Here is a 23,521-nt window from a genome sequence, read left to right on the forward strand (position 1 = left end):
TCCCGGCCGGGGCAGGTCAGCGAGGTGTCAGCGGCGCCGGGCGTCCTCGCCGGGCCGTCCTCGCCCGGGCGTCCTCGCCGACGCGGACGGCTCTAGCGGAGCCGCGCCACCCGGTACACGGCGAGCGCTACGACGGCCAGCGCGACCAGCGCGTACAGTCCGGCCATCCGCCAGTCGGGGCGGCGGCCGCTGCCGCGCGGCGGGAGCCCCGGCCACGTGTAGCCGACGCGGCGCGCGGCCATCATCCCCCAGCCGCCGGCGCAGCAGCTGATGAGGAAGCCGAGCATGGCGACGACGGCGCCGCCGTCCCCGAACTCGAAGGCGAGGGGGAAGGCGAACATCAGGGAGCCGGCGGCGGCCAGCATCACGATGGGGGCGATCTGCCAGATCCGCAGACGGCGCTGCGGGCGCAGCTCGACCTCGACGGCGGGGCCGGTGGCGTCCTCGCTGCCCGGTTCGGGCGCGTCGGGGCCGTCCGGGGTCAGCCGTGCGGGATCCGCGGGCAGACCCAGGCCGTCGGGAGCGTCCACGGACTCCCGGGCGTCGGAGCCGGCGGGGCCGCCGGCTGCGCCCGGTCCCGCGGGGCCGCCGAGGGCTCCGTGAAGCATCGGGTCCGCTTCCTGCCTGGTGTCGTCCCGCCCGGTGTCACGAGGGCCGGCCTCCATAGCCACGCGCCCTCCCCACTTCGGACTTCGTACGCCGCTGTTCAGAAGTTTGATGATGGCACGGTCCCGGGCCCCCGACGGGCGCACGGGGCTTCCCGATGCCATCACGTGATCAGGCTGTAACCGCTCGTTCGACCAACGACTGCGCGAGTCCGGCGAGTTCCCCGCGGTCCGCGGCGGCTCCGCTGAGCCAGTGCACCCGGGGATCGCGGCGGAACCACGAGTCCTGACGGCGTGCGAAACGCTTGGTGGCCCGGACGGTCTCGGCCTTGGCCTCCTCCTCGGTGCACTCCCCCGCGAGGGCGGCCAGGACCTGCTGGTAGCCGAGGGCGCGGGAGGCGGTGATGCCCTCGCGCAGGCCCCGGGCCTCCAGGGTGCGGACCTCGTCGACCAGTCCGTCCTCCCACATCCGGTCCACGCGCAGCGCGATCCGCTCGTCGAGTTCCGGGCGGGCCACGTCGACGCCGATCTGGACGGTGTCGTAGACGGACTCGTGGCCGGGCAGGTTGGCGGTGAAGGGCTTGCCGGTGATCTCGATCACCTCCATGGCCCGGACGATGCGGCGGGTGTTGCTCGGCAGGATCGCGGCGGCCGCCGCCGGGTCGGCGGCGGCGAGGCGCGCGTGCAGGGCACCGGGGCCGCGCAGGGTGGCCTCCTCCTCCAGCCGGGCCCGGACCTCCGGGTCGGTGCCGGGGAACTCCATGGCGTCGAGCGCGCCGCGGACGTAGAGGCCGGACCCGCCGACGAGGACCGGGGTGCGGCCCTCGGCGAGCAGCTTGTCGATCTCGGCGCGGGCGAGGCGCTGGTACTCGGCGACGCTGGCGGTCTCGGTGACGTCCCAGATGTCGAGGAGGTGGTGGGGGACCCCGCCGCGTTCCTCGACCGTCAGCTTGGCGGTGCCGATGTCCATCCCGCGGTACAGCTGCATGGAGTCGGCGTTGACGACCTCGCCGTCGAAGTGTCGGGCCAGGGCGACGCCCAGATCGGACTTTCCGGCCGCGGTGGGACCGACGACGGCGATGACCCGCGGGGCGGGGGCTGCATTCCTCACCGGGACAGTCTCGCAAACCGAACGCCATGTACCCGATCGGGTTACGTGACGGGGCGCGGCGGGGGTCGTTGCCCTGAAGAGGTTCGGGCCGGGCGTACGCCCGGCGGAGGCCGGGCCGGACCACGCGGAACTTCACCCGCACGAGTAGCGTTATGGGGAGTAGACATGGGTGTTTTCAGTCGGTTTCGTCGCCGCAAGGACGAGGCTCCGGCCGAATCCGCCGCGGCCGAGGCCGTGACGGAACCGGCGGAGGCCGCGGACGAGGAGGCCGCCGCCGAACCCTCCGCGACGGAGGTTCCGGCGGCGGAGGCCGTGGAGATTCCGAAGCAGCAGTCTGCGGAGGCGGCCGCGGACAGCGAGGCCGGCGAAGGCGCCCGCACGTAGCTACCGCCACTGGAAGGTGACCCATGGGCCTGCTGGACAATCTGAAGGCCAAGCTCGCTCCGGCCAAGGACAAGGTCGGCGACCTCGCGCAGCAGCACGAGGGGAAGATCGGCGAGGGGCTGGACAAGGTCGCTAAGGCCGTGGACTCCAAGACCCACGGCAAGTACAGCGACCGGATCACGACCGGCACGGACAAGGCGAAGGACGCCCTGGGCAAGATCGCGCACAAGGACAAGCCCGGCGGGCCGACGCCGCCGGCCGCTTCCTGACGCACGGTACGGAAAGGGGCGCGGGACCGGCAGAGCACCGGTCCCGCGCCCCTTCGTCGTACGGGGTCGGGCCCCGCCTCAGGACCAGGCGGCCACGAAGTAGCCGACGCCGTAGGGGGCGTCCTCGTACAGCAGCCGCCCGTCGAGGCCGGCGTCCTCTGCCGCGCCCGCGAGGACCTGCCAGGGGGCGCGTCCGGCGGCCTGCAGCTCGGCGGCGAGGCCGGGGTCGAGGGCGGCCAGGGCCGCGGTGTCGGCGGAGCCGAGGGCCCGGCCGGCGGCGGCGTCGAAGGCGGCGGCGCGTTCGTCGAGGTATCCGGGTGCCTTCAGGGTCCGGCAGGCGCTGCCGTCGCCCATGACCAGCAGGGCGACGCGCGCGTCGCGCGCGGCGAGTTCCCGGCCGGTGCGCAGGCACTCCTCGGGTGCGGCGGGGCCGGCCACGCCGAGGCCCTCGACGGGGGCGGCGCCCCAGCCGGCGCGGCCCAGCAGCCACGCGCCCACGGCCAGGGAGGCGGGCAGCGTCCGCGGCCCCTCCTCGCCCGCGCCGAGGCGGACGTCGGCGTCGACGCCGAAGCCGTGGAATCCGCCGCGGGAGCCCTGGGGGTAGGGCCCGGCGTGGTCGGCGTCGGCGGCCCCGACCACGACCAGCAGGTCGGGCCGGGAGGCGGCGAGCACGGCGAGCGCGTCGGAGCAGGCGGTACGGGCGTCGCCCAGTTCGGCGGCGGCGCCCGCGGCGACCTCCGGCACGAGGAGCGGCGGTGCGGGGCAGACGGCGGCGGCTACGAGCATGATCCGCAGCCTAGGGCTTCCCCCGCCGATCGGGCCAGACCGGCCCCGGGCCCGTCGGGGGCCCGGGCGGACGGTCCTGGTGGGGCGTCAGTCGATGGCGCAGCCCGAGGTGGCGACCGGCAGCGGCGCCGGGACGCCGAGGGTGGGGATGCCGAGCATGACGCCGGCGGGCTGCGCCGGGGCGGCGTTGCGCTTCTCCCAGGCGTCGCCGGCGCGGGTGCGGCGTACCTCGCGGGTCGGGCCCTCGGCGAGCAGGTGGTGCGGGGCGGCGTAGGTGATCTCGACGGTCACCACGTCGCCGGGGCGCACGTCCTGCTCCGGCTTGGTGAAGTGCACCAGGCGGTTGTCGGGGGCGCGGCCGGAGAGGCGGGCGGTGGCGCCGTCCTTGCGGCCCTCGCCCTCGGCGACCATGACCTCCAGGGTGCGGCCGACCTGCTTCTTGTTCTCCTCCCAGGAGATCTCCTCCTGGAGGGCGACCAGGCGCATGTAGCGGTCCTGGACGACCTCCTTGGGGACCTGGCCCTCCATGTCGGCGGCCGGGGTGCCGGGGCGCTTGGAGTACTGGAAGGTGAAGGCGTTCGCGAAGCGGGCCTCGCGGACCGCGTGCATGGTCTGCTGGAAATCCTCCTCCGTCTCGCCGGGGAAGCCCACGATGATGTCGGTGGAGATCGCGGCGTGCGGGATCGCGGCGCGGACCTTCTCGATGATCCCGAGGAAGCGCTCCTGCCGGTAGGACCGGCGCATCGCCTTGAGGATCGGGTCGGAGCCGGACTGCATCGGCATGTGGAGCTGCGGCATCACGTTCGGGGTCTCCGCCATGGCGGCGATCACGTCGTCGGTGAAGTCGCGCGGGTGCGGGGAGGTGAAGCGGACCCGCTCCAGGCCCTCGATCTGCCCGCAGGCGCGCAGCAGCTTGCTGAAGGCCTCGCGGTCGCCGAGGTCGCTGCCGTACGCGTTGACGTTCTGGCCGAGCAGGGTGATCTCGGAGACGCCCTCGGCGACCAGCGCCTCGACCTCGGCGAGGATGTCGCCGGGGCGGCGGTCCTCCTCCTTGCCGCGCAGCGCCGGGACGATGCAGAAGGTGCAGGTGTTGTTGCAGCCGACGGAGATCGAGACCCAGGCGGCGTACGCGGACTCGCGGCGGGTCGGGAGGGTGGAGGGGAAGGCCTCCAGCGACTCGGCAATCTCGACCTGGGCCTCCTCCTGGACGCGGGCGCGCTCCAGCAGGACGGGCAGCTTGCCGATGTTGTGCGTACCGAAGACCACGTCGACCCAGGGGGCGCGCTTGGTGATCGTGTCGCGGTCCTTCTGGGCGAGGCAGCCGCCGACGGCGATCTGCATGCCGGGGCGCTTCGTCTTCATCGGGGCGAGGCGGCCGAGGTTGCCGTAGAGCTTGTTGTCGGCGTTCTCGCGGACGGCGCAGGTGTTGAAGACGACGACGTCGGCGTCACCGTCGCAGCCCTCGGGCGCGCGGACGTAGCCGGCGTCCTCCAGCAGACCGGAGAGTCGCTCGGAGTCGTGCACGTTCATCTGGCACCCGTAGGTGCGCACCTCGTAAGTTCCCTTGGGGTCCACTGCCGGGCTCCGGTCACTGCTGCTGGTCATGCAACAAGGGTAGGCGGTACCCGGGAGCCCTCCGGCCCCCCGTGCAGCCTGCCCGCCGGGAGGCGGCGGCCGAAGAGCACGAGCAGGAGGTCCTGGGCCTGGCCGTGGACGGCGCCGCCGCTGCCGTGGGACCAGTCGAGGTCGTCGGCGCACAGCCGGATGCCGGTCAGGTCCACGCCGAAGAAGCGCAGGCCGCGCGGGGTGACGGCGTCCAGCAGGAGGCGCAGCCGGTCCTCGGGGACGCGCCGCGGGTGGCCGAGGGCGACGGTGATGTCGAGGCCGTGGACGACGTCGTGGGCGAGGCCCCCGGTGGGACCGCCGCCCGGGGGCTTCCAGGGGTGGTGCGCGTGCTCGCGGAGCAGGGCGGCGAGCTCGCCCGTCGTGAAGGCGGCGGCGTCGCGGCGGGCGGTGCGGGCGGTCATCCGGTGGAGGCTGCCGCGCGCCTTGAGGAGCTCGGCGGCGAAGCCGGGCAGGGAGGTGCGGAAGCCGAGGGACATGTGGGCGGCGACCTCGCGGACTCTCCAGGCCGCGCACAGGGACGGGGCGTCCCACTGCGCGGGGGTGAGGGTGTCCAGTACGTCGGCCAGTTCCTGGCGTTCGGCGGCGGTGGCACGGGCGACGGCGGCGGCCGGGGCGGTGGCGGGGCTCATGGATCCAGGGTCGGCGGGAGGGCCGTCATAAGTCCAAGAGCGGGTCCTTCTGCGATCTAGAATCCGTGGTTATGGAACTGGCGCAGCTGCGTTATTTCGTCGCGGTGGTGGAGGAGGGCGGGTTCACCCGGGCGGGGGCGCGGCTGCACGTGTCCCAGCCGGGGGTGAGCGCGCAGGTCGCACAGCTGGAGCGGGAGCTCGGGCAGCGGCTGCTCGACCGGTCCGGCCGGCGGGTCACGCCTACGGAGGCGGGCGAGGCGGTACTCGGCTACGCGCGGGCCGCGCTGGCGGCGGTGGAGGGGATCCGGCGGACGGCCGACGCCTTCTCCGGGCTGCTGCGGGGGCGGGTGGCGCTCGGGCTGATCCCGGGGGCGGCGGGCGTCTCGGTGGGGGCGTTCGACGTGGTCGCGCTGCTCGGGGACTTCCACGACGCGCACCCCCAGGTGGAGATCTCCCTGGCCGAGGACACCTCCGAGCGGATGCTGGCGGCCCTGCGGGGCGGGACGCTGGACCTGGCGGTGGTGGGGCTGGGCGGGGAGCCGCCGACCGGGATCTCCTGGCAGCTGCTGCTCGACGAACCCCTGGTGGCGGCGGTACGGGCCGACGATCCCCTGGTCCGCGCGGCGGTGGACGGCGGGATCCCGCTCGGGGCGCTGCGCGGGCGGGCGCTGATCGGCCTGCCGCGTGGCACGGGGCTGCGGGGAGTGCTGGAGCGGGCCTGCGCGGCGGCCGGGTTCACGCCCCGGGTCGACTTCGAGGCGGCCGCTCCGGCGGTGCTGGCGCGACTGGCCGCGCGGGGTCTGGGGGTGGCGGTGATCCCGGCGGGCGCCGAGTCGGGCGCCGGTCCGGGGCTTCGCGCGCTGCGGATCACCGACCCGGAGCTGAGCGGGCGGGTGGCCCTGGCCTGGCGCACCGACGGCCCGTCGGGCCCGGCGGCCCGCAGCCTCCTGACGCTCCTGCGCGCCGCCGTCCCGGCCACGGACCACCCGGACCCCACGGGCAGCCCGGCCGGCGGGGACGGGTGAGGGCGGCGGGTCGGTCCCGCGCTCCGGGCGCCGGCGGTACCGAGCACGGCGGTGTGGGGTGGGGGTGGGGCGGGGGTGGGGCGGGCGGCCCGTGACAGGACGGCGGGCGGGTGGCAGGATCGCCCGCATGTTCCGCGTACCTCCCCGTATCTCCCGGCGCCGCGCCCTCCAGGGCCTGGTCGCCGTGGTCGGTGTGCTCGCGGCGCTGCTCTGGTGGCTGAACCCCTTCGGGAAGCAGGAGCTGAAGGGGGACCTCACCTTCAGCACGGGAGTCCGTACCGGCGTCTACCACCTCTACGGCCAGCTGCTGGAGCAGGCGCTCGCGAGCGACCTGCCCGGGGTCAAGGTCCGGCTGCGGACCAGTGAGGGGTCGCAGCAGAACCTCCAGCGGGTGGCCGACGGGGAGGCCGACTTCACGGTGGCGACGGCGGACGCGGTGTCCAAGTACCGGCTGGACGGCAAGCCGGGCGCGTCGCGGCTGCGCGGGGTCGCCCGGCTCTACGACGACTACGTGCAGCTGGTGGTGCCCGCCAGCTCCCCCGTGCAGTCGGCCCGGGACCTGCGCGGCAAGCGGGTCGCGGTCGGCCAGGACGGTTCGGGGGTCCGGCTGATCTCGGAACGGCTGCTGACGGCGGCGAAGCTGGACCCGACCAAGGACATCACGCCGGTCGCGATAGGCATCGACACCATGCCCGCGGAGCTGGAGGCGGGCCGGATCGACGCCTTCTTCTGGTCGGGCGGGCTGCCGACGAACGCGGTGCGCGAGCTGTCGGAGCGTTTCGACATCCGGCTGGTGCAGCTGGGCGACCTGGTGGAGCGGCTCCAGGCCAGCGGGAGCCCCGCCCGCTACTACCGCCCCGCCGTGATGCCGCAGGACGCGTACGCGCGGGCCCGCAACACCTCGTCGGTGGCCACCCTGGCGGTGCCGAACCTGCTGGTGACCCGCGAGGACACGAGTGAGGCCCTGACGGAGCAGTTCACCCGCACGGTGATCCTCAGCCGCGACCGGATCGGGCACGAGGTGCACGCGGCGCAGCTGGTGGACCTGCGGACGGCGATCTACACGGACCCGCTCGACCTGCACGAGGGGGCCCGGCGCTACTACCGCTCGGTCAAGCCGTAGCGGCACCGCCGCCGGGCAGCAGCAGCATCGCGGCGGCGGCCGCGCCGATCAGACCGGCGTGGGTGCCCAGCGCGGCCGGGACGACCCGCAGGTCCCGTACGAAGGACAGGGTCGCGTACGAGGCCAGGTGGCGCCGGACCGGTTCGAAGAGGGTGTCCCCGCTCGCGGCGACCCCGCCCCCGATGACGGCGATGTCGGTCTCGACCAGGGTCGCGGTGGCGGCGATGGCGGCGGCCAGGGCGCGGCCGGCCCGGTCGAAGGCGGCCAGGGCCACCGGGTCGCCGGCCTGGGCGGAGGCGGCCACTCCGGCCGCCGTCGGGTCGGGGCCGGTCCAGCCCTGGTCCCGGGCCCAGCGGGCGATGGCGGTGCCCGAGGCCAGGGATTCGACGCAGCCGCGGCCTCCGCAGGCGCACGGCTCCCCGTCGAAGGCGACGCTGATGTGGCCGATGTGACCGGCATTGCCGGTGGGGCCGGTGTGGAGTTGGTTGTTGAGGATCAGGCCGCCGCCGACACCGGTGGAGACCACCATGCACAGGGCGTTCGCGTGGCCCCGGGCCGCGCCCAGCCAGTGTTCCGCGGCCGTCATCGCCACGCCGTCGCCGGCCAGGACCACCGGGATCCGGGCGCCCCGCGCCCGCAGGGCGGCGGCGACCCGGTCCTGGACGGGGAAACCGCGCCAGGCGCCGATGTTGACCGGGCTCACCGTGCCCCGGGACGTGTCCACCGGGCCCGCGCTGCCGATGCCGCAGCGTACGGCCTGCTCCCACATCGGGGCTCCGGACAGGTCCGCGACGACCTCGCCGACGGCCGCCATGACCGTTTCGGCGTCGGCGGCGCGCGGGGTCGGGCGGCGGGTGACGGCGGTCATGGTGCCGTCGGGGTGGACCAGCGCCCCGGCGATCTTCGTGCCGCCGATGTCGATCGCCACGGTCGGTCCGGTGACCGCGGCGACGGTACGGGGCGCGGGGAAGGCTGAGATGGGGCTGGTCACGGTGGGCGCTCCTGAGAAGGGTCGGATTTCAGTATGCGGCCGGTGGCGGGGACGTACTCTCGCGGGGTTCGAGCCGGGGCAGCTCGCTCTCGCGGGCGCGGGGCGGACCACCGGCGAGGACGGCCAGGAGTTCCTCGGCGGCGAGCCGGCCGAAGCCTGCGGTGTCGCGGACCAGGGCGGTCAGCCGGGGGTGGGTGACCCGGCACAGGGCGGAGTCGTCCCAGGCCACGATCGAGAGCCCGCCGGGGACGGGGATGCCCAGCTCGGCGGCGACGGCGCTGCCGGCCACCGCCATCACGTCGTTGTCGTAGACGAGGGCGGTGGGCGGTTCCGGTTCGGCGAGGACCCGGCGGGTGGCGGCGGCGCCCTCGGTGTCGGAGTAGTCGGTGGGCACGGAACGCACCTGCCCCGCGGGGAGTCCGAGCCGTTCGGCCTCGGCGCGCAGTGCGGCGACGCGGCGGGCGGTGTGGGCCAGGCCGGGCAGGCCCGCGATGTGGACGATGCGGCGGTGGCCGAGCCCGTGGAGGTGGTCCAGGACCTCGGTCATGGCGCGGGTGTCGTCGGCCCAGACCCGCGACACGGACGGCCCTTCCCCTCCCCCGCCGTCCCCTCCCTCGCCGTCACCTTCACCGCCGTAGCCGCCGATCAGGACGGCGGGCAGGCCGAGTCCGGCGAGGAGTTCGGGGCGCGGGTCGTTCGTGCGCGGGTCGACCACGAGGACCCCGTCCACGCGGCGTTCGGCCCACCAGCGGCGGTGGACGGCGCATTCCGCTTCGATGTCCTCGACCACCTGGAAGAGCAGTGCGATCCGTTCGGCGGAGAGCACCTCCTGGATGCCGGAGACCAGTTGGAGGAAGAAGGATTCGACGCCGAGGGTGTGCGCGGGACGGGCCAGGACCAGGCCGACGGCTCCGGAGCGCTCGCCGGAGAGGGCGCGGGCCGCGCTGTTGGGCTGCCAGCCGAGCTCCTCGGTGACCCGCCGGATCCGGGCCCGGGTCTGCTCGGACACCCCGGGGCGGCCGTTGAGCGCGAAGGAGACGGCGCTCTCGGACACCCCGGCCCGGCGGGCGATGTCCTTGATGGTGGGTCTGCGGGCCATGCCTGCCTCATCCCTCGGTGACGTGGACTGCGATGGGCGGACCGTACGCGATCCTGCCCTGACAGGCCGCTTTCACCGCCAGCCAGTACCTCCCCGGGCCGGCGGTGAGGGGCGGGGCGATCTCGAACGCGGGCTCGGCGGGCCGGTCCGGCCGGACGCGCACGGGCTGCGCGGCGGGCCCGGCGAGCTGCCAGGTGCCGTACGGGGAGGCGAGGTACGCGGTGCCGGTGAGGGTGCTGCGGATCCCGGTGCTGCCGACCCGGACCCGTACGCGGACCCGCGCGCCCGGGGCCACGGTGACCGCGGGTGGCCCGATGACCCGGACCCAGAGCCGGGCGGGAACCGGGCCGCCGGGGACGGTGGCGGTGAGGACGTCCTCGAACTCCCCCTCCGGGGTGGCGGCGATGACCCGGACCAGGTGCTCCCCCGGGGCCGCGCCGGGGGCGGGCCGCACCGTGAGGGGGATCCGGGCGTGGCCGCCGGGCGGGAGTTCCAGGGTGCGGCGGGTCCAGGAGGGGCGCCAGCCGTCGGGGGCGCGGACCTCCAGGGTGACGGGGCCCGCGGCGGCTCCGTGCGCCGCCACGGTGACGGTGGCCGCGGCGGGGGTTCCCCGGCAGGTCACCGTCCAGGGGGCGTCGCCGAGCGGGGCCGTTCCGGTGTTGTGCAGCCAGTAGCGGCTGAACACCGGCTGGACCGGCTCGCGTTCGCCGGTGCGCGCGGGCATCCCGGAGCCGGTGGGGAGCAGCAGGGTGGTCGTGGCGGCGCCGTCGACGCGGCCGCCGAAGGGGCCCAGCGGCCGGTCCAGGAGGTCGGCCTCGACGGCGCCGCCGTTCGCGGGGGCCGAAGACCGGGCCACGACCGGGAAGGCCGGGCGGCCGTGGGTCTCGCGCAGCCGGACGGCGAGGTCCGCGCCGCCCTCGGCCCGCTTCACCGCCTCCACGAGGATCCGGTCGGCCGGTTCCACGGCGAGGAGGGAGCGGGCGGGCGGACGCGGTCCGGGGCCGGGGGCGGCGGTCACGGCGGTCAGCGGCTTGTTGAACTCCCTGCCGCGGCGCGGCAGATCGGTCTCCCGCCAGTCTCCGCGGCCGGCGACCAGGGCGTGTTCGAAGACGTGGGTCCAGTGCTGGAGCTGGAAGGAGCTGCCGTCGGGGGCGGTGCGGCGGGGCGGATCCATCCACTCCCCGCTGGGGCGGCCGGTGCAGGAGCGCAGCAGGGTGCTGTGGAGGCGGCCCCGGGTGTCGATGGCGAAGCTGGGCGTCCCGCGTACGAGGACCCCGACCGTCCGTCCCGCGTAAGGCACTTCGCGCGCGCCGGCCACGGTCGGGGGCCGTACGGCCGCTCCGGGCGGGTCTTCGGGCGGGCCTTCGGGTGGGCCTTCGGGTCCGGTGGGCGGCGGTGCGGCCAGGCGGCCCGATGCGGCCAGGTCCTCGGCCAGCCGCTCCGGCGGCCCGGTGTGCACGAGCACCGGCAGGTCGCGCGGGCCGGTCAGGTCGCAGCCGGGCACCCACAGCTCCCGCAGCGGGGCCCGGGCGGGGATCCAGGCCCGCGCGTGTTCCCGTAGCCTGCGCCCGTACGCGGGACCGGCCGAGGCCAGCACCGTCGCCGTGAAGGGGTTCCGCCCGGGGCCGCCGAGCGCGATGCGGAAGTCCGGCAGGCTGCTGTCCACCGCCAGGTCGCCCCAGCGCGGGCCGCCGGGCCGGGTCGGGGTGGCGGTGACCCCGAGGCGGCCCAGGGCGGTGACGAGCTGCCGCAGGCCGGGCGGGGCCGCGCCCTCCGGCAGCACGATCTCGCAGGCCCCCAACGCCCGGCCGGCACCGCCGGCGGCGTCGCCGTCCCCCGGCCCGGTGAGGGGCGCCGAGAGGGCGAACCAGTTCAGGCAGGCGCCGTCCAGGGTCCAGGGCGCCCGGGTGTGGTCGGCCCCGGCGTCCGCCTCCGGGAAGGCGAAGCCGCGTCCGACGGCCGCGGCGGCGGTCTCCGCGACCGGCAGCGCTCCGGGCACGTCGGCGGGGATCCGCAGCCGCAGCAGCGTGTCGCTGCCCTCGAAGCCGACGCGGGTGGTCAGCTCGACGCGGTCCAGGCCGTCCCACAGGGTGGTCACCCGGGTCCAGCGGACGGGGCCGGTCCGCCCCTCGGAGACGATCCGCGAGCCCAGCGGCCCGCGCTGCGCCCGGCAGGAGCGCGCGGGCGCGCCGCCCGATCCGGTGCCGGGCCCCCTGGGCAGCAGGTGCCAGGGCCCCTCGCCGAAGTACGGGTGCTGCGCGTACTCCTCCTGCACGACCAGTTCGTCCACCTCGCCGGGGGTGAGGACCTCCTGCCCGGTGGGCCGGTGGAGCAGCCGGGTCAGGCCGCCGCCGCGCTCCGGATCCGCCTCGGCGCGGAAGAGGCCGTTCTCGACCGCGGTCCCGGCCGCGGGTTCCCACCCGCCGGAGAGCGGCTCCGGGGAGGCCGCCAGCCACCAGGTGCGGTGGCCCAGCGGGGGCACGTCCGCGGCGAGGAAGACCACGTGCGCCTCCCCGTCCCGCACGGCCTCCAGGTGGACGGCGGCGGCGCGTCCCGAGGAGTCGAGCACGGCCAGGCGGGCGGCCCCGTCCCCGGTCAGGCCCACGGCGGCCAGGTCCAGCCGGGTCCGCACCAGATCGGTCCGGGTCCACGACAGGGGGTTGTGCACGGTCACGGCGAGCGGGCCGGGGCCTCGGGTGTCGGCGGCGGCGGTCAGCGCGGCCAGCGCCTCCTCCCGTACGGCGTCGGCCAGTTCGTGGGCCTCCCGCCAGGTGGGCAGGAGGTCGAGGTAGACCTGGTCGGAGAAGGTCCCGGTGACGGCGTCGTGGTGGGCGGCGTGCAGAAGGTGCCGCCACGCCTTGGCGAGGGTGTGGCCGGGGTGGGTCAGCAGCCCCTCGGCGCAGGCGAGGGCGGCGAAGGACTCGGCCTGCTCCAGGAGGTTCTCGGCGGCGCGGTGGGCCTGTTTCACATCGGCGTAACTGACGTCCTTGCCGGTGTAGACGGGGCCCATCTCCCGGGTCACGGGCAGCGGCCGCTCCCCGCGTGCGGCAAGTTCGGCCCGGACGGCGTCGAAGTGGGCGCGCGGGCCGGAGTGTTCCATGCGCGGCCAGCGGTAGCGGCGGTTCCACGCGTGCTGGACGTCCAGGCCCCAGCGGTGCGGCCAGGAGAAGTCGGTGCCCATCGGGATCAGGACGTTCTTCGTGGCGGCGGCGGGGCGCAGCAGTTCGTAGAGCTCCAGCAGCCGTTCGGCGGCGGCTTCGGCGTCCGGCGCCCGGTGCGAGGGCCAGCCGGCGGAGTAGTGCGCGGGCAGGTAGTGCAGCAGCAGGCCCTCGCCGCCGGGCGCGATCCACTCGTACTCGGCGGGCAGTTGCATGGCGGCTGGCGGGCGCGGCGCCTCGCCCCAGGCGTCCATCATCGGGCCCCACTGGTGGTGGGGGCCGCGGGCGAGGACCGCGGAGTCGAGTCCGCAGCCGGCCATCAGGGCGGGGAAGGAGGGGTCGTGGCCGAACACGTCGAGCTGCCAGGCGGTGCGCGGGTCGGCGCCGAGGGTGTCCCGGTGCAGGGCCAGGCCGTGGACGGCGCTGCGGACGGTGCTCTCGGCGGAGGTGAGGGTGGTGGAGGGCTCGTTGTAGGTGCCTCCGACGATCTCCAGGCGGCCCTCGGCGATCAGGGCGCGCAGTTCGGCGCGGTCCTCGGGGTGGGCGTCCCAGTACGGCTTGAGGTAGTCGGTCTCGGAGAGGACGAAGCGGTACGCGGGGTCGTCGCGGGCCTGTTGGAGGTGGAGCGGGACGAGGGTGAAGGCGGGGACTCCGGCGTACTCCCAGGCGGGCCGGGGCGCGCCGGGTGCGGGCGGAGCGTCCCACAGGGCGGTGTAGGCGGCCTGGGTGTTCCACCACAGGGGGTCGTAGTGGAAGTGCGGGACGAGCCGTACGGTCCAGCCGGGTTCGGCGACGGTGAGGGTGAACGGCAGCTCGGCCAGGGGCCGTCCGTCGGGGGTGGCCACGCGGGCGGTGGCCGGGATCCGGCTGCCGGGAGGTGCGCCGGCGGTGTGGACGCCGACCTCGACGGCGGCCCCCGCGGCGCCGTCGGCGCACTCCTCGGCGGTGTCGGCGCGCAGCAGGCGGGGGTGCGGGGTGTGCAGGCCGGGGCCGTGGACGCCGACGTGGAGCGGGCCGACGGGTCGCCGCCTGCGGACGCGGATCCGTACCGCCTGTACGGGAGATGCGGACGTGCCGACGAAAAGGGCCGGGGTGGTCACGGAAGTGACCGAAATACCGCTGTCCATTTGGGCACACTCCATCGCGCGACCGAAGACAAATCAACTAAACCGCATTAGCGCACTCAGGTTCCTCACCCACCGCCCTTCTGTCAACGGGACTGAAGCGCTTAAGCAACACGCTTGGGCAACACCGCGTGCACGGCGATCCGAATGGCGGCGAAAAAGGCCCTGTTGACTTCCCGGGCGGGGCGCGGCAGCTTATGCGCATCCGGTGAATTCCCCTGAACTCCAGGACCTTTCATGCACCAGGCGGCCCCCCGAACCCTGCGTTTCGGCGCGAATTACACCCCGACCCGGGGCTGGTTCCACCATTGGCTGGACTTCGACCTCGACGAGGTCGGGGCCGACCTCGACTCCATCGCCGCGCTCGGCCTGGACCACATCCGGGTGTTCCCCCTGTGGCCGGTGTTCCAGCCGAACCGGACCCTGATCCGGCCGCGTGCCGTCGAACAGCTCGTGGCACTCGCCGACGCGGCCGCCGAACGCGGCCTCGACGTCAACGTGGACGGACTCCAGGGGCACCTGTCCAGCTTCGACTTCCTGCCCGCCTGGACCGGGACCTGGCACCGGCGCGGCATCTTCACCGACCCGGAGGTGGTGGCCGGGCAGGAGGAGTACCTGCACACCCTGGCCGCCGCCCTCGCTGACCGGCCGAACTTCCTGGGCATGACCATCGGCAACGAGATCAACCAGTTCTCCGACGCCCCCCACCCCGACCCCGACCGCATCACCCCCGCGCAGGCCGCCCGCTGGCTGGAGCGGATGCTCGCCGCCTGCGAGCGGGGCGCGCCGGGGCGGCTGCACCTGCACGCCGAGTACGACGCCGCCTGGTACCGGGGCGGCCACCCCTTCACCCCCGCCCAGGCGGCCCGGCTCGGCGGGGCCACCGCCGTGCACTCGTGGGTGTTCAACGGCACCGCGCAGCGCCACGGCCGGACCGGGGCGGCCACCGAGCACCACGCCGCGTACCTGATCGAGCTGTCCAAGGCCTGGGCCTCGGACCCGCGCCGCCCGGTGTGGCTCCAGGAGGTCGGAGCGCCCGCGCCGCTGATCCCGCCCGACCACGCGGTGCGGTTCGCCGAGGCCACCGTGGCCGCCGCGCTGGACTGCCCGGACCTGTGGGGCGTCACCTGGTGGTGCTCGCACGACGTGTCCCGTGAGCTCGCGGACTTCCCGGAGCTGGAGTACGGCCTCGGGCTGCTCACCAACGACCGCCGCACCAAGCCCGTGGGCGCCGCCGTGGCCCGGATCGCCGGGGACTGGCGGGGCCGGGAGCACCGCCCGGCCGTACGGTCCACCGCGCTCGCCCTGGACGCGGGCGGGACCGCGACGGACGGGGCGGCTCCCGGGCGGGCGGCCTGCGCCCCGGGCGGTGCGTTCTTCGAGGCCTGGGCGGTGCTGGCGGCGCGGGGGGTGCGCCCCGCGGTGGTCCTGGAGGAGCACGCCGGGGACCCGGCCCGGCTGGCGGGGCGCGGCATCACCGAGGTGCTGCGCGTGCACGACGTGATCCGACCCCCTTCCCCGTCCTGACGCGACCCGGCCTCCCTTCCCCCTCGTGACGTGATCCGACCTCCCCTCCCCCTCGTGACGTGATCCGACCTCCCCTCCCCCTCGTGACGTGATCCGCCCCCCTTCCCCCCTTCGTCAGGAGCCCGCATGTCCGAGACCTGCAACGGCGCCGATCCCCGTACCCCCGCCACCGCGCCCCCCGCGGCGGCGGTGCCCGCCGCCCGGCCCTCCCGGCGCGCGGTCCTGGCCGCGGGCGCGGCCGGGGCGGGGGCGGCCGTCCTGCCCCGGCCCGCCTCCGCCGCCCCGGCCCCGGACCCCGGCGCTGCCCCGGCCGGCCTCGCCCCCTACGCCTCCTACTGGTTCCCCGACTCGCTCCCCTCCGGCACCCCGGGCCCCGGCATCGTGTGGCGCTCCCTCGCCGGCTGGTCCCCGGAATCCGACCCGGACCTGGCCCACAACACCGCGTCCGTGCCGCTGGCCCCGCGGTTCGCCCCGGTGCCGGCGAACCGCACCGCCCGCGCCGGGCGGGCCCGGATCTCCGCGCTGGTCTCCTTCGGCCCCACCGCGGGCAACCCCTCCCAGGGTTCGGCGACCGCCGACCACTACGCCCTGAGCCACTGGGCCTACCTCGACGAGCTGGTCTTCTGGGGCGGCTCCGCCGGCGAGGGCGTCGTCCTCGCCCCGAACGCGCCCGTGGTCGACGCCGCCCACCGCAACGGGGTCCCGGTCCTCGGGAACGTCTTCCTGCCGCCCGTCGCCTACGGCGGGGACCTGCGGTGGACCCGCGACCTGGTCCGGCGGGACCCCCTGGGCCGCTTCCCGCTGGCGGAGCGGCTGGTCGAGGTGGCCCGCGCGTACGGCTTCGACGGCTGGTTCGTCAACGCCGAGACCGACGGCGGGGACAGCGCGCTCGCCACCCGGACCCGGGAGTTCCTGCACGCCCTGCGGGCCGCCGGAGCCCCGCACGGGCTGCGGATCACCTGGTACGACGCCATGAACAGCACCGGCCGGGTCGGCTGGCAGGGCGCCCTGAACGCGCTCAACCAGGAGTTCTTCGAGGACCGGTCGGGGAAGGTCGCCGACTCGCTGTTCGTCGACTTCCGCTGGACCGCGCGGAGCCTGGCGGAGTCGGCCGCGCTCGCCGAACGCCTCGGTCGCTCCCGCCACGAGCTGTGGGCGGCCGTGGACACGGAGTCCCGCGGCTGGGACACCCCCGTCGACTGGGACGCGATCCTCCCGCGCGACCGCGATCACGTCGTCAGCCTCGGCCTCTACCGGCCCGAGTGGACCCGCAACCACCTCACCGACCGCTCGCCGGGCGCCTTCCACCGGGCCGACGACCGGTTCTGGACGGGCGAGTCCCTGGATCCGGCCCGTCCCGCGCCCGAGCCCCCGTCCGGCTGGCGGGCCCCGGCCACGGCGGTGGCGGACCGGTCCACGGTCGCCGCCCTGCCCTTCGGCTGCTCGTTCAACACCGGGCACGGACTGCGCTGGTACGAGGGGGGCGCGGTCACCTCCGACACGCCCTGGAACCACCTCGGGCTCCAGGACCGGCTCCCGGGCCGCCGCTGGGTGGTGGACACCGCCGGGGAGCGCCCCTCGGTGACCCTGGACTTCGCGGACGCCTGGCGCGGCGGCTCCAGCCTGCTCGTCGCCGGGAACCTCACCGCCCCCGCGTCGATCGGCCTGCACGGCACCCGGCTGGCGCTGACCCCCGGGGCGGTCGCGGAGCTGGTCCACTCCGGCGGGGCGTCCGTGGAGCTCGGTGTCGCGACCCGGGAGGCGGCCGGCCCCGGCGAGCCCGTGCCGTACACCTGGCTGGCGGCGGCGGAGCCGGGCGGCGGCCCGGGGTGGCGGACCTCCCGCGTGGCCCTCGCGCCGCTGGCCGGGAGGACCGCGTACGCCCTGGCCGTACGGATCACCGTGCCCGGGAAGGGGGCGGTGTCCTGGCGGCTCGGCGCCCTGACGCTACGCGACACCGCCCGCCCTCGGCCCCCGGCCGCTCCCGCCCACCTGAAGGTCGACGCCTCGGCCCGGCGGGGCGCCGAAGCCGAGCTCCGCCTCTCCTGGGAGCGGGCACCCGGCCCGGTCCGGCACTACGAGCTGCACCGCCTGCTGCCGGACGGCACCCGCCGCTTCCTGGCCGGCACCTGCGGGACCGCCCTCCACCTCCCCTCCGTGATCCGCGCGGGCGGGGAGCGGGCGGCCGCCTTCGAGCTGAGGGCCGTCGACGAGACGTACGCCGCCTCCGCGCCGGCCCGCACCACCCTGCCCTGGCGGGCCGGCTAGCCGGTGTGGGGCTCGGTGCGCGGGACGGCCACGGTGACGCGCAGCCCGTGCGGCGGGTTCTTCGCGTAGGAGAGGGTCCCGCCGCCCGAGGCGAGCAGGGCGCGGGAGATGGAGAGCCCGAGCCCGGACCCCTTGACGTTCTGGTGGCGGCCGCTGCGCCAGAAGCGGTCGCCGACGCGCAGCAGCTCCTCCTCGGTCAGGCCGGGCCCCCGGTCGGCGACGACGACGAGCGCACTGCGCCCCTCCACCGCGACGGACACCTGCACCTCCTCGCCCTCCGGCGTGAACTTCAGGGCGTTGTCGATGACGGCGTCGAGGGCGCTGGAGAGCGCGATGGGGTCGGCCCAGCCGGTGACGGCGGTCCGGCCCGTCTCGGTGAGCCGTACGCCCTTCTCCTCGGCGTACGGCCGCCAGGCGGCTACCCGTTCGGCGGTGAGGGCGCCGATGTCGGTGAGGCTGATCTCGGCGGAGGCGTGCTCGGCCAGCGCCAGGTCCAGCAGGTCGTCCAGGACCTGGGCGAGGCGCTTGCCCTCGGTGCGCACGGAGGCGATCTCCTCGTTCCCCTCGGGCAGTTCGAGGGCGAGCAGCTCGATCCGCAGGAGCAGCGCGGCGAGCGGGTTGCGCAGCTGGTGGGAGGCGTCCGCGACGAACGCCCGCTGCTGCTCCAGTACCTCTTCGACGTTGTCGGCCATCTCGTTGAACGAACGGGCCAGGCGGCGGAGTTCCGGGGGGCCGCCGGAGGCCGCGACGCGGGAGTTCATCCGGCCGGTGGCGATGCCGTGCGCGGCCGCGTCCAGGGTCCGCACGGGCTTGAGGACCCAGCCGGTCAGGCGCAGGGCCGCGCCGAACGCGAGCAGCATGGCGGCGGCGAGGCCTGCGGCGATGACCAGCCAGCCGCGCAGGATCCGTCCGCGCATCTGTTCGGTGGGTGATTCGGTGGCGACGACGGCGACGACGTCCCCGTCGAGCACGACCGGGGAGACCACGAGGAGCTTGCCGTTGGTCTGCCAGGGCCACACCTGTCCGGGGTCGTGGCTGCGGCGCCCGGCGAGCGCCTCCTCGAAGGCCCGGCGGCCCTCCCCGGACTCGGGGAGCTGCCACCAGCCGGGGGCGCGGACCATCGCGTTGTCGTCGCGGTAGAAGATCCCGACGCGGATCCCGTACAGCTCGTGGTATCGGGCCAGTTCCAGCTGGAGGGTGTCGCGGCGCTCGTCGGCCCCGGTGGAACCGGAGCCCTCGGCGTCGATGACGAACTGGGCGAGGGCGGCGAAGCGGGCGCTGTCGTCGATCCGGTCGACGACCACCTTCTGCTGCTGGGCGGCGGCCAGGCTGACGGCGAGGGGGAAGCCGAGCGCGATCAGCACCCCCGCCATGAGGATGACGAGGAGCGGGAGCAGCCGGGCGCGCACGCGGGAACCCTAGGGCGCGGCCGGGGTGACGAGCCGGTAGCCCACCCCGCGGACGGTCTCGATGAGCGCGGGCATCCCCAGCTTGGAGCGCAGCGAGGCGACGTGCACCTCAAGGGTGCGGCCGGTCCCTTCCCAACTGGTGCGCCACACCTCGCTGATGATCTGTTCCCGGCGGAAGACCACGCCGGGCCGCTGCGCGAGCAGGGCCAGCAGGTCGAACTCCTTGCGGGTGAGCGGCACGTCGGCGCCGTTCACGCTGACCCGGCGGGTCGGGAGCTCGATGGCGACCGGGCCGAGCCGCACCAGCGCCGGAGCGCCGGTGGCGCCGCCGGTGGCGGCGGACTCCTCGGAGGCCCCGGTGCGCCGGGCGACGGCGTGGATGCGAGCCAGCAGCTCGCCGGTGTCGTAGGGCTTGACCACGTAGTCGTCTGCGCCCATGTTCAGGCCGTGGATGCGCGAACGCACGTCGGCCCGCGCGGTGACCATGATCACCGGCGTGGCGGTGCGCTTGCGGATCTTGCCGCAGACCTCGTAGCCGTCCTGGTCGGGCAGGCCGAGGTCGAGCAGGATCACCCCGTAGGCAGAGGCGCCGGACGGGGCACCGGCGGGCAGCAGCGCCTGCAGGGCCTCCTCGCCGTTGCGGGCGTGGACCACCTGGAAGCCGTGCCGGGCGAGGATCGCGGACAGGGCGGCGGCGACGTGGTCATCGTCCTCGACGAGCAGCAGTCTCATGGCGTCCCCCTTTCCTCGATTCCTGGATGTGTACACGGGCACCCTGCATCCACGCCCATGAAGAGTCCTACGTCAAGGGGGTTCCGGTCCGGCGGGTCTTCTGTTATCCACCCGGTACGGGCGGAGCCTGCCGGGGCGGGCGTCACGTACGGAGCGTATCGGCGCGAGGCCGGATCGTTATGCTCAATTCTCCCTCAGATGTGATGACGCTGTGCTCACCCCGTCACTACTGTCCTCCCAACCGACGGAGGACGGAGCAAGAAGCCGATGAGCGGAGTATCAGTGACCAAGGACGTTCAGGACGCGGCGGGTGCCGCGGACGGCCTGGTCGTACTGAGCAACGTCAACAAGCACTTCGGCGCGCTGCACGTGCTTCAGGACATCGATCTGAGCATTGCCCGCGGTGAGGTCGTCGTGGTGATCGGTCCTTCAGGATCGGGCAAGTCCACGCTGTGCCGGACGATCAACCGGCTGGAGACGATCGACTCGGGGAGCATCACGCTCGACGGGAAGCCGCTGCCGGCCGAGGGCAAGGAACTGGCCCGGCTGCGCGCCGACGTGGGCATGGTCTTCCAGTCGTTCAACCTGTTCGCGCACAAGACGGTGCTGCAGAACGTGATGCTGGGTCAGCTCAAGGTCCGCAAGACGGACCAGGCGGCCGCCCTGGAGCGGGCGAAGTCGCTGCTGGACCGGGTGGGCGTCGGTTCGCAGGCCGACAAGTACCCGGCCCAGCTGTCCGGAGGCCAGCAGCAGCGCGTCGCGATCGCCAGGGCGCTCGCGATGGAGCCGAAGGTGATGCTCTTCGACGAGCCCACCTCGGCGCTCGACCCGGAGATGATCAACGAGGTGCTGGAGGTCATGCAGCAGCTCGCGGCCGAGGGCATGACGATGGTCGTCGTCACGCACGAGATGGGCTTCGCCCGCTCCGCCGCCAACCGGGTCGTCTTCATGGCCGACGGAAAGATCGTCGAACAGGCCACGCCCGAGCAGTTCTTCAGCAACCCGCGCAGCGACCGCGCCAAGGACTTCCTGTCGAAGATCCTGCACCACTGACGCCCGCGTCTGGTAGTGATCCGGTCGACGGCGCACGCCGTCGCCACGACGTGCCCCGCTCGTCGTCCAACAACGTCTCATCCGAGGGAAGTTCACCATGAAGGTTCTCAAGGCCGGCGCGGCCGTCGCCACGGCCGTCGTTCTCGCCCTGACCGCGACCGCCTGCGGTGGCGGCTCGAAGGACTCGGCCTCCGACGCGGGCTCGTCGGGCGGCGCCAAGTCGGACAAGATCGTCATCGGCATCAAGTTCGACCAGCCGGGCCTGGGCCTGAAGACCCCCGACGGCAAGTACGAGGGCTTCGACGTGGACGTGGCCACGTACGTGGCCAAGGAGCTGGGCTACCAGCCGGACCAGATCGAGTGGAAGCAGGCCGTCAGCGCCGAGCGCGAGAACCTGATCTCCAACGGCGACGTCAAGTTCATCGCCGCCACGTACTCGATCAACGACAAGCGCAAGGCGAAGGTCGACTTCGCCGGCCCGTACTTCCTGGCCCACCAGGACCTGCTGGTCCGCGCCGACGACAGCAGCATCACCAAGGTCGAGGACCTCAACAAGAAGAAGCTCTGCTCCGTCACCGGCTCCACCTCGGCGCAGAACGTCAAGAAGGACCTGGCCCCCGAAGCCGACCTGCAGCAGCTCCCGGGCTACTCCGAGTGCCTGACCGGCCTGGAGAACAAGGCCGTTGACGCGCTGACCACGGACGACTCGATCCTGGCCGGCTACGCCGCGCAGGAGAAGAACAAGGGCAAGTTCAAGCTCGTCGGTCTGAAGATGAGCAACGAGAACTACGGCATCGGTCTGAAGAAGGGCGACAAGGAGCTCCAGACCAAGATCAACGCCGCGCTCCGGAAGATGGTCTCGGACGGCTCCTGGGAGGCGGCCGTGAAGAAGAACCTCGGCCCGGCCAACTACAAGAACGAGCCTGCCCCGCAGATCACCGAAGGCAGCTGATTTCCCGGTGGGGCGCGCCGCCGCCCGCCCATCCGCGGGCGGCGGCGCGCCCCACCGGCCACTCTGGGGAGAGCGCAGGGCAACGTGTTCGACTTTCTTGATTCCGGGCAGTACGACCTGCTCGGAGCCTTCTGGGTGACGGTTCAGCTCACCCTCTACTCGGCGGTGGGCTCCCTGATCTGGGGCACCGTCCTGGCCGGGATGCGGGTCAGCCCGGTCCCGCTGCTGCGGGGCTTCGGCACCGCTTACGTCAACCTGGTCCGCAACACGCCGCTGACCCTGCTGATCATCGGCTGCTCACTGGGGCTGAACCAGACCATGGGCGTCACGCTGGGCGGCGGCACCTTCAAGGAGACCGGCTTCCGGCTCGCGGTCCTCGGACTGATCGCCTACACCGGCACCTTCGTCTGCGAGGCGCTGCGCTCGGGCATCAACACGGTGCCCGTCGGCCAGGCCGAGGCCGCCCGCGCGCTGGGGCTGAGCTTCACGCAGGTGCTCACCCTGATCGTGCTCCCCCAGGCCTGGCGGGCGGTCGTCGCCCCGCTCGCCAACGTACTGATCGCGCTCACCAAGAACACCACGGTGGCGGCGGCCATCGGCGTGGCCGAAGCGGCCCTGCTGATGAAGGAAATGGTCGAGAACGAGGCGGACGCGCTCTTCGCCGTCTTCGGGATCTTCGCCCTCGGCTTCTGTCTGCTGACCCTGCCCACCGGGCTGCTGCTGGGCTGGGTGGCCAAGCGAGTGGCGGTGAAGCGATGAGCTCCGTGCTGTACGACGTCCCGGGCCCCAAGGCCAAAGCCCGCAACCGGATCTACACCGGGGTCTTCCTGGTCCTGCTCGGCCTCCTCGCCTGGTGGGTCCTGTCGGCCATGGCGGACAAGCACCAGCTCGACGCCGACAAGTGGACCCCCTTCGTCACCGACGGCCGGATCTGGACCACCTACCTGATCCCCGGCCTGCTGGTGACCCTGAAGGCCGCGGCCATCTCCATGGTCATAGCCCTGCCCCTGGGCGCCCTGCTGGGCATCGGCCGGCTCTCGGACCACGCCTGGGTGCGCATCCCGGTCGGCACGGTCGTCGAGTTCTTCCGCGCCATCCCGGTGCTGATGCTGATGCTCTTCGGTTCGGCCTTCTTCGTCCAGTTCACCGAGGTGCCCTCCGACTCCCGGCCGCTGTACGCGGTCGTGGCCGGCCTGGTCCTGTACAACGCGTCGGTAATCGCCGAGATCCTCCGGGCGGGCGTGCTCTCCCTGCCCCGCGGCCAGACCGACGCCGCCAAGGCGATCGGCATGCGCAAGGGCCAGACCATGGTCTACGTCCTGCTCCCGCAGGCGGTCACCGCGATGCTGCCCGCCCTGGTCAGCCAGCTCGTGGTGATCCTCAAGGACACCGCGCTCGGCGGCACGCTGCTCGGCCTCACCGAACTGCTCGCGGCGAACCGGCAGGTCTCGGCGAACTACAGCAACACCATCGCCACCCTCGTGGTCATCGCCCTGATCTTCATCGCGGTGAACTTCGCGCTCACCAGCTTCGCCTCCTGGCTGGAGGGGCGGCTGCGCAAGTCCACCAAGAGCACCGGCGCCGTGGTCGGCGCCGGTGAGGTCAGCGACATGGCCACCGGCCAGGCGGTCTGACGCCGGGTCAGCGACA

Annotated in this window: 20 protein-coding genes; 10 read left to right on the forward strand and 10 right to left on the reverse strand. The window is 74.3% G+C overall.

All coding sequences use genetic code 11. The features are described from left to right. Positions 1–92 precede the first annotated feature (92 nt). Positions 93–608, reverse strand: a complete 516-nt coding sequence (locus SLAV_RS10790; RefSeq protein ID WP_388094218.1) for a hypothetical protein — start codon at positions 606–608, stop codon at positions 93–95. Positions 609–777: 169 nt separating this feature from the next. Further along, positions 778–1,716 (reverse strand): tRNA (adenosine(37)-N6)-dimethylallyltransferase MiaA, encoded by a 939-nt coding sequence (gene miaA, locus SLAV_RS10795; RefSeq protein WP_030240095.1) that lies wholly within the window; start codon positions 1,714–1,716, stop codon positions 778–780. A gap of 165 nt (positions 1,717–1,881) precedes the next feature. On the opposite strand from miaA, the gene SLAV_RS10800 reads away from it, so the two are divergent. Both SLAV_RS10800 and SLAV_RS10805 read left to right on the forward strand, forming a co-directional pair. Next, positions 1,882–2,100: a hypothetical protein gene (locus SLAV_RS10800; protein WP_030240097.1), complete on the forward strand. Its 219-nt coding sequence runs from the start codon at positions 1,882–1,884 to the stop codon at positions 2,098–2,100. Positions 2,101–2,123: 23 nt separating this feature from the next. Continuing rightward, on the forward strand, positions 2,124–2,369 hold the full coding sequence (locus SLAV_RS10805; RefSeq protein WP_030240098.1) for an antitoxin: 246 nt from the start codon (positions 2,124–2,126) through the stop codon (positions 2,367–2,369). Between the two features lie 78 nt (positions 2,370–2,447). Here SLAV_RS10805 and SLAV_RS10810 read toward each other — a convergent pair whose 3' ends face one another. The 3 genes from SLAV_RS10810 to SLAV_RS10820 form a co-directional block, all read right to left on the reverse strand. Further along, complete coding sequence (locus tag SLAV_RS10810; protein ID WP_030240099.1) at positions 2,448–3,155, reverse strand: class III extradiol dioxygenase subunit B-like domain-containing protein; 708 nt, start codon at positions 3,153–3,155, stop codon at positions 2,448–2,450. Between the two features lie 87 nt (positions 3,156–3,242). Then, entirely contained in the window at positions 3,243–4,760 is a 1,518-nt protein-coding gene (miaB, locus tag SLAV_RS10815; protein WP_030240102.1) for a tRNA (N6-isopentenyl adenosine(37)-C2)-methylthiotransferase MiaB, read from the reverse strand. Further along, positions 4,757–5,410 carry a maleylpyruvate isomerase family mycothiol-dependent enzyme gene (locus SLAV_RS10820; RefSeq protein WP_030240103.1) on the reverse strand — a complete coding sequence of 218 codons (654 nt, stop codon included), beginning with the start codon at positions 5,408–5,410 and terminating at the stop codon, positions 4,757–4,759. Before SLAV_RS10820 ends, miaB begins: the two co-directional genes overlap by 4 nt. Positions 5,411–5,481: 71 nt before the next feature. Between SLAV_RS10820 and SLAV_RS10825 the strand changes: the two genes are divergently transcribed. Continuing rightward, the gene (locus SLAV_RS10825) at positions 5,482–6,435 is read left to right on the forward strand and encodes a LysR family transcriptional regulator (RefSeq protein WP_051841456.1); all 954 of its coding nucleotides are present in this window, start codon (positions 5,482–5,484) and stop codon (positions 6,433–6,435) included. 127 nt (positions 6,436–6,562) lie between these two features. Then, complete coding sequence (locus tag SLAV_RS10830; RefSeq protein ID WP_100660861.1) at positions 6,563–7,558, forward strand: TAXI family TRAP transporter solute-binding subunit; 996 nt, start codon at positions 6,563–6,565, stop codon at positions 7,556–7,558. Here SLAV_RS10830 and SLAV_RS10835 read toward each other — a convergent pair. Genes SLAV_RS10835 through SLAV_RS10845 form a run of 3 tightly spaced genes read right to left on the reverse strand, consistent with a single transcriptional unit; the run spans position 7,548 to position 13,933 of the window. Beyond that, positions 7,548–8,549, reverse strand: coding sequence for an ROK family protein (locus SLAV_RS10835; protein WP_394298637.1), 1,002 nt, complete (start codon positions 8,547–8,549; stop codon positions 7,548–7,550). The two genes, SLAV_RS10830 and SLAV_RS10835, sit on opposite strands and share 11 nt — an antisense overlap. 28 nt (positions 8,550–8,577) lie before the next feature. Continuing rightward, on the reverse strand, positions 8,578–9,648 hold the full coding sequence (locus SLAV_RS10840) for a LacI family DNA-binding transcriptional regulator (RefSeq protein ID WP_030240110.1): 1,071 nt from the start codon (positions 9,646–9,648) through the stop codon (positions 8,578–8,580). 7 nt (positions 9,649–9,655) lie between these two features. After that, positions 9,656–13,933, reverse strand: a complete 4,278-nt coding sequence (locus tag SLAV_RS10845; protein ID WP_051841458.1) for a glycoside hydrolase family 38 N-terminal domain-containing protein — start codon at positions 13,931–13,933, stop codon at positions 9,656–9,658. Positions 13,934–14,167: 234 nt separating this feature from the next. On the opposite strand from SLAV_RS10845, the gene SLAV_RS10850 reads away from it, so the two are divergent. After that, complete coding sequence (locus tag SLAV_RS10850; RefSeq protein ID WP_030240119.1) at positions 14,168–15,457, forward strand: glycoside hydrolase 5 family protein; 1,290 nt, start codon at positions 14,168–14,170, stop codon at positions 15,455–15,457. Positions 15,458–15,583: 126 nt separating this feature from the next. Further along, the gene (locus SLAV_RS10855; protein ID WP_078950681.1) at positions 15,584–17,725 is read left to right on the forward strand and encodes an endo-beta-N-acetylglucosaminidase; all 2,142 of its coding nucleotides are present in this window, start codon (positions 15,584–15,586) and stop codon (positions 17,723–17,725) included. Here SLAV_RS10855 and SLAV_RS10860 read toward each other — a convergent pair. Further along, entirely contained in the window at positions 17,722–19,134 is a 1,413-nt protein-coding gene (locus SLAV_RS10860) for a sensor histidine kinase (RefSeq protein WP_030240124.1), read from the reverse strand. The genes SLAV_RS10855 and SLAV_RS10860 overlap by 4 nt on opposite strands. 9 nt (positions 19,135–19,143) lie before the next feature. Then, positions 19,144–19,866, reverse strand: a complete 723-nt coding sequence (locus tag SLAV_RS10865) for a response regulator transcription factor (protein WP_030240126.1) — start codon at positions 19,864–19,866, stop codon at positions 19,144–19,146. Between the two features lie 267 nt (positions 19,867–20,133). Between SLAV_RS10865 and SLAV_RS10870 the strand changes: the two genes are divergently transcribed. From SLAV_RS10870 to SLAV_RS10885, 4 genes are all read left to right on the forward strand, one after another. Further along, positions 20,134–20,919, forward strand: coding sequence for an amino acid ABC transporter ATP-binding protein (locus tag SLAV_RS10870; protein ID WP_100660862.1), 786 nt, complete (start codon positions 20,134–20,136; stop codon positions 20,917–20,919). 97 nt (positions 20,920–21,016) lie between these two features. Next, the gene (locus SLAV_RS10875; RefSeq protein ID WP_030240129.1) at positions 21,017–21,871 is read left to right on the forward strand and encodes a glutamate ABC transporter substrate-binding protein; all 855 of its coding nucleotides are present in this window, start codon (positions 21,017–21,019) and stop codon (positions 21,869–21,871) included. Positions 21,872–21,955: 84 nt separating this feature from the next. Then, positions 21,956–22,630: an amino acid ABC transporter permease gene (locus SLAV_RS10880; RefSeq protein WP_100660863.1), complete on the forward strand. Its 675-nt coding sequence runs from the start codon at positions 21,956–21,958 to the stop codon at positions 22,628–22,630. Further along, entirely contained in the window at positions 22,627–23,505 is an 879-nt protein-coding gene (locus SLAV_RS10885; protein ID WP_037688914.1) for an amino acid ABC transporter permease, read from the forward strand. Before SLAV_RS10880 ends, SLAV_RS10885 begins: the two co-directional genes overlap by 4 nt. The last annotated feature ends 16 nt before the right edge of the window (positions 23,506–23,521 follow it).

This window comes from Streptomyces lavendulae subsp. lavendulae (assembly GCF_002803845.1).
Classification (GTDB): domain Bacteria; phylum Actinomycetota; class Actinomycetes; order Streptomycetales; family Streptomycetaceae; genus Streptomyces; species Streptomyces lavendulae.